This is a genomic window from Oleiphilus sp. HI0123 (assembly GCF_001635315.1).
On record NZ_LWGE01001844.1, the window covers coordinates 1 to 6,661 of the forward strand.

Sequence of the window (6,661 nt, forward strand, 5' to 3'; positions counted from 1 at the left end):
GATGTGATTGCGGGTTATGGGTGTTCGATTCGTTCTCTGGGTACATTGAAAACTCAGGTTGGTAGAATTGAGAGCGGACTATAAAGGATTAACGTTCTGCTGGTGATATGCCGGTACACATACAGAAAGATATGAAGATAAATAAAACAATACCTGTAGTGGGTGCCCTTATACTTTTGTGCAGTGCCTTATCGTTTAGGGTTCAAGCACAGGTCATAATTGAAGAACTGCAGCAGGCAGAATTACCTTTAGCTTTAATACCTGATGCACGTAAGAAAATAGTCTTAAAGCCAAACGGAAACTTAGCTGCTGCGACCAATGCTGATATTGTCGGCGGTCATGCGGTATCGGGTCACTATAGAATCTCTAGCGATACTGAGCAGTCAATTACGATTGATGTGATGAGTACTGAGGACGATCCTAAGATTGTGCTAAAGAACTTTAAGCTGAAGTATCAGGGCGTCACGTATAAAAAACCTCCCGTTACAGGTTTGCCTTCTCCTGGCAGTGGCGAAGACTTATTTATTGGCTTTACCGTGATATTGAAATCCGGGGCCGGTGAAGGAGAGCGCTTCCTTTCTTACACCATCGATGTAATAGAAGAATAGCTGACTCAGTTTAGGTGATTTGCCCTCTCTATATTATAAGCTCACTGCAATGAGTTTTAAGCCTTTGCTAGGGTCGTTTTCTTTGATCTCTGCACAGCTATCTATGATGGTCATTTCTTTGGTTTCTGGGAAACAGTCGCCCAGTTCATCTTTAAACTGCTGATGTGTAACATGCGGATTGTTGAGACTGACAAGTAAAGTGCCATTCTCGTTCAGGCAATCCTTGCACCAGCCAAGTAGTCGCTTGTAGTCCTGCCAGCCTCGAAAGGCCTTTTTTTGGTAGGGCGGGGGATCGGTAATAATCAAGTCAAAGGGGCCGTAAGAAGAAAATTGTTTGCGTGACTTCAATATATCCCGTTTTACAAAATTCGCTTTACCCTGACTGATTCCGTTGAGATTATGATTACGCTGAGCTGTTCGGAGTGCGCCAGCAGACATATCCATATTAATAACTTTCTTGGCGCCACCTTCTAGGGCAAACAAGGAAAATATGCTGGTATAAGAGAACAGGTTCAACACAGACTTGTCCTGTGCATTTTCTTCAACCCATTGCCAACCTGCACGCATATCCAGGAACACGCCGGTGTTTCGGTTTTTTCCTAGGCTCACATGGCTTTTAAGCTTGTCGCTCAGTTTAGCGGTATGCTCAATCGGGAGTTCACACTCGCTTCGTTGGTAGAGAATAGATGTTTCTAACTCAGGCCAACTGCGTGTTTGTATGATGATCGCTGAAATATACAGATTGTTGTCAAATACTTTTTTGAGACTTGCGGCGATATCATCACTAAGACTTTCTGAAAAGTTTTGCACAAATAAATAGGGCGGGTACCACTCAATATTCAGACTGCTTAGCGCTTCAAAGTATTTACCTCTGCCATGGAAAACGCGAGCCGCTCTATCTTGGTAGCGAGATAGATTGCTAAGTAGTTCTTGTTGAAGAATATCGTTCGTTTGTGCTGACATATAGTGGTTCGTTTTTATCTAGGTTTGAGACTTTGGTGCAAAAAAAGGGGAGTCAAATGACTCCCCTTTCGGTTTAGGCTGCGAATTATGCCACAGACAGACTAGGTTCTGAAGAAACGAACCAATTGTTGCATCTTACTCGCCTGGTCACTCATAGACCTTGACGCAGCGGCAGTTTCTTCAACCAATGCTGCGTTTTGTTGTGTCATCTCATCCATTTGCGAAATGGCCTGGTTGATCTGTCCAATTCCGTTAGATTGTTCTTTGGCAGCAACATTGACGCTTTCTATACGGCGTGCAACTTGCTCTACGGAGTGGACGATGCCATTTAAGGTTTCACCTGTCTGATTGACTAACATTGAGCCTGACTCGACTTTATTGACACTGTCGCGAATAAGGTCTTTGATCTCTTTCGCGGCACTGGCGGAGCGTTGGGACAAGGTTCGAACTTCACCTGCCACCACTGCAAAACCACGTCCGTGTTCACCTGCCCTTGCGGCTTCCACAGCTGCGTTAAGTGCCAATAAGTTAGTTTGGAAAGCTATCTCATCAATGACGCCGATAATGTCATTAATCTTGTTGCTGGATTCAGAAATTTCTTTCATCGCCTCAACCGCCTGATTAACAACTTGTCCGCCTGACTCGGCTTTCACACGAGCATCGTTAGCTTCGTAGTTTGCATCGTCTGAGTTCTTCTCGCTTTCTTTCACCGTACTGGTAATTTCTTCCATGCTGGCAGCGGTTTCTTCCAGAGAGCTGGCCTGGCTTTCTGTTCGGTTGCTTAGGTCGACGCTGCCTTGTGAGATCTCATTAGCGGACTCATTTACAGAGCTTGATATGCCCATGATTTCACTTAGAACAGAACTCAATTTGCTAAGCGTGGCATTAGCATTGTTAGCGATATTCTCAAAATCACCCTGGTAATTAGTAGAGAGTGCCTGACTCAAATTACCTTGAGCCATTTCTTCAAAGAGCTTGCTCATATCAGAAATGAAGGTGTCGGTATTATCGAGTACGTCATTTAGTCCTGTACTCAATTGCTTGAAGAAGCCTTCCTTACCGGCTATAGCGATTCGCTGAGACAAGTCACCAGCTCTTGCAGCGTTTACGATGTTATCAACTTCTTGCTGAATCATGACCTCATTGGTACGGTCGAACCATTCAACGACTGTTCCGATGCGCTCTTTAGCTTCATTCGCAACGGCATTAACGCGCAACTCCATGTGGCGGCCACCGACTTCGATATGAGCCTGGTGTTCGCCGCTCAAGTTATCAAGCACATTGATTTGATGGTTCGGGTTCTTATGGAATTGGTCAATACTCTGGCCCAATAAGTTATCGGTATCGAAGTTGGGTAGGGCTGATTTAATTGCCGCTTCTGCATTTTTGAGTGTTTTGATGACCGCAGGGTTCATATAGACAATGGTACGATCATAATCGGCGACCATCACATTGGCGCTGACATTCTCCAATGCTTCTTTTAAGCGAGCATTCTCGTTTGCTACGCGTAACTCATTCTCACGTTTTATCAATGCTTCAGTGTTATCCTTCCATTCAACAACTGTACCGACACGGTCACCGGACTCGGTCTTAACCGGGTTGACTGATAGCTCCATATGGCGTCGACCAACTTGAATATTGGCTTTGTGTTGAGCGCTTAGATTCTCTAGTAGCTCTTTCTGATGGCTTGGGTTTTTATGGAAGATATCAATTGATTGCCCAAGTAAATTGTTGGCATCAAACTGTGGAAGTACTTGTTGAATATCTTCTTCCGCGATTTTAAGTGTTTCAAGTACGGCATCATTCATATAGACGATGTTTCGCTCGGCGTCTGCAACCATTACGTTAGCACTTACGTTATCAAGAGCTTGTTTCAGGCGTACATTTTCAGCAGCCTCTTGTCTTTCCTGCGCTTGCTTGGCGAGCATCTCTGTTTCGTCTACCCATTCAACAACAGTACCTAAACGGTTGCCGTTCTCGCTTTCAACAGGGTTGGCAACAATTCTGAAGCTGCGGCCACCGACTTTGGCAGTACTTTCATAGCTTTGCGTTAAGCTGGCTAGTAACTGTCTTTGATGAGCCGGATTCTTGTGGAAAACATCAATATTTACACCCATCAAGTTATCGGCAGAGAACTTAGGTAAGTCTTTGCGAAGGTCTGACTCAGCATCCTTAAACATTTTTTCGACCGCATTATTGAGGTAGATGATGTTAAGGTCATTATCTGCCATCATCAGGTTGGTATTGGCAACTTTCAGGGCGCTAGTCACACGGCTGGTTTCTTCTGCTCGGCGCTCGAATTCGCCAATCAATTCTGTTTGCATGCGATCTAGAGCGCTCATTAGGTCGCTGATTTCATCTTGCTGAGAGCTTTGTTCGATATGAACTCTTTCGCCTTTGGCAACGGCATTGGAAACTTCGACAGCGGTATTGAGGCGAGTAGAAAGAGATTTGGAAAATGCCCAAGCGATATAAGCAACGATAGACAGAATAATGGCAGCAATAATGAATACCGATATGGCAAAGGAGCGAATCATATCCCCTGCAAAAGCATGCGCTTCAGCGTAGTCGACTTCTGATAGCAGTGCGAATCGGCTACCTTCAAACTCTAGAGGACCATAAGCAGAGAGAACTTCTTCGCCTCGGTAGTCTGGAAAGATATCAAAGCCACTTTCGCCCCGTAAGGCTTTCTCTACACCGGGAGTACGGATTTCTTGGAAGCCAATGTTGGTGTTTTTAAGATCAATTTGCTTAAGCGTCTTCTCGTTTACGCCACTCTCTTTAAGCGCGCTTAAGAAGTTCTCTTTGTCTTCAACCAAGAAGCGGCTCTTGCTCTGAGCTTTGAATTCTTGAGAAACCAGGTAAGTTTCGCCTGAATAGCCCATACCAGACTTTTCCCATTGTTCGTTATGGGTCATGATTCGGTTCAGCTCATCGATAGGCATTTGAAAAGCCAAAACGGCGATTTTCTCACCTTGTTTATTTACCACAGGGCTTGCCATAAAGGAGGCAGGAGCTTCATAAGATGGCGTATAAGACTGAAAAGAAGTAAAGGCAATGTGGTCAGGGTCACTTGCGTTGGCAGCTTCTTTATAGACTTTAGCTAAGTCACTATTTTTATAAGGCCCGGTAAGTAAAGAGGTGGCGTAATCGAGCTCTTTGAAAACGGAGTAAATAATCTCGCCTGAGTCAATATCGATCAAAAAGATGTCGTAATATTGGAATTCGTTAAGGTGCTTTCTAAACTCCGGGTGATACTCTTTGTGTACCTCATTGTAATCGGAGCTAAAGTCGAGTGAGTCTAAGGCATCTTTTTGACCTAAGGGGTTAGCGTTGTCTGCAATGAAGTGATATTGCATTAAACGGGCTTTATCGCTAATGCTGTTAAGTAAATTGCCGGGAGATAATGAAGAGCCTGGATTGCTCTCGGCATAGGTGGCACCAAATTGCCCGGTGTAATAATCTTCTAACTTGTCAGATATTTCGTTGCTACTGACGGTTTTAGGAAAATCATCATAGCTAGCGATGAAGCCTTCAGCTGAGTCGACGACACTATGGCTTGCAGAGAAAGCTTTAAGCTCATGTTTGATAGTCTGTAGGTAGCTGTGAATAAAGTCCTTCTGGGATTCTCGCTGTGTGATGAGCGCTTTCCGTGCTTCGTTTTCAATAACGCTTTCGGCAATATTAAATCCAACACCTGCTGTAATCAGAGCGGTTAATAGTACCGAAACAACGGACACTGAAAGTGATCCGAGGAGAACTTTTCGAGAGATGGACATGGTTGTTTCCTATTATTGCTATTTTAGTTCGTCGTTACTGACATTTTTAGTGTGGTGAAGACGCAACTACTTGTCAGCCGCAATCTATTTCAGCATAGGCCATTTAAGAAAAAGTGCTTAATATTTAGGAGGGGAAGTTCGGCACTGTATTGGTGCGAAAACTGCGCTGGATTAGTTGCTGGGCGAGAAACGAACCAGACTCGTGGTGAGTGGTTCGTTTCTTGTCGGGAGGGGCGTTTACTGGAAGCTGAATACAGAACCGCTTATAAAATCTGTATTTGTTGTGTCGTCACTTAATGCATAAAGGATATAAAAAATGCTGCCGCTGACGTCTTCAGATAGGGCGTAGCCAAATGCGTTTGTTTCTCCTCCCGATAAAACTTGATCTCCTGTTAGAAGGGATGTGTCAAAAGGTGATTCAGGTAAATGTATTTGAGGGTCTGGATTGCCAGTCATAACAGCAATTAATGGTAGATCGAAGTCGCGATTTGATAGGTTTCGGACAAGTGTTAGTAAAGTGCTGCCAGATTTTAAGACCTCGTTTTCTGCATCATATAATACTTCTGCTTCTGCGTAGCTTACGATGACATTTCTGAAATCATTTGTACTGTATATTGCTGACGAACTATGAATTTGATTGCTCGAAGCCTCAATTGATATCAGACCAATATTCTCAGAGCTTAGGGTAATTTGAGCGACGCCATTACTGGTATAAGCCGTTTCGATATGTGTGGTGCCATTATCAGTGATACTAAAACTCACTTCAGTGTTATCTGGAATTGCTCCGCTAGCCGAGTTAGGGCTTAAAGTCGCGGACACAATAGAGCTATCAATACCGTTGTTTAGAATAACGTTTGGAGTCAGTGACAGTGATATCGCTTTAGTAGCGTTAGGGTCTTCCGAGATTGTGAGGCTCAGAGTGTTAGAGCTTATAAGTTCTCCTGAGCTGTTTAGTAACTGGGCAGATATATCGCTGGTGCCGGCTGACAGAGCTTTTAGCAAACCGCTTTGATTAGAAAAGTAGTCATTCGATGCCGTCTCGATAGATACAACATCATTGTCACTGATTATCCAGCTTACTTCTTGGGTGAGATCTTTGCTGCTGTTATCGGAGTAGTCTGCAATGGCACTCAGTTGCAGTTCATCGTTAACGTTTATCGCGCTAGCAGGGCTGGTAATAGCAATAGAACTTAGTATTGCGTCCGTCACTGTGAAGGTTGCGCTGGACGATAGGCCTTCAAAGCTGGCGCTGACACGTGTACTACCGGGGGCAACGGTACGAATTAGTCCTGGGCTATCTACATTATTGTC

4 protein-coding genes are annotated in these 6,661 nt (G+C 44.2%); 1 reads left to right on the forward strand and 3 read right to left on the reverse strand.

The genetic code is table 11. The features are described from left to right. Nucleotides 1–107 precede the first annotated feature (107 nt). Entirely contained in the window at nt 108–608 is a 501-nt protein-coding gene (locus A3761_RS24765; RefSeq protein WP_068642400.1) for a hypothetical protein, read from the forward strand. A gap of 33 nt (nt 609–641) precedes the next feature. Here A3761_RS24765 and A3761_RS24770 read toward each other — a convergent pair whose 3' ends face one another. The 3 genes from A3761_RS24770 to A3761_RS24780 form a co-directional block, all read right to left on the reverse strand. Then, a complete protein-coding gene (locus A3761_RS24770; RefSeq protein ID WP_068511800.1) occupies nt 642–1,571 on the reverse strand; it encodes a class I SAM-dependent methyltransferase in 930 nt (309 codons plus the stop codon). Nucleotides 1,572–1,672: 101 nt separating this feature from the next. Beyond that, nucleotides 1,673–5,350, reverse strand: a complete 3,678-nt coding sequence (locus A3761_RS24775; RefSeq protein WP_068554362.1) for a methyl-accepting chemotaxis protein — start codon at nt 5,348–5,350, stop codon at nt 1,673–1,675. 237 nt (nt 5,351–5,587) lie between these two features. Further along, nucleotides 5,588–6,661: Ig-like domain-containing protein (locus A3761_RS24780; protein ID WP_197473250.1), on the reverse strand; the 1,074-nt coding region annotated here is incomplete at its 5' end.

Excerpts from the sequence above, each read along its gene's own strand:
- A3761_RS24765 (WP_068642400.1), top strand. The coding sequence starts at position 108 with ATGCCGGTACACATACAGAAAGATATGAAGATAAATAAAACAATACCT.
- A3761_RS24770 (WP_068511800.1), bottom strand. The coding sequence starts at position 1,571 with ATGTCAGCACAAACGAACGATATTCTTCAACAAGAACTACTTAGCAAT.
- A3761_RS24775 (WP_068554362.1), bottom strand. The coding sequence starts at position 5,350 with ATGTCCATCTCTCGAAAAGTTCTCCTCGGATCACTTTCAGTGTCCGTT.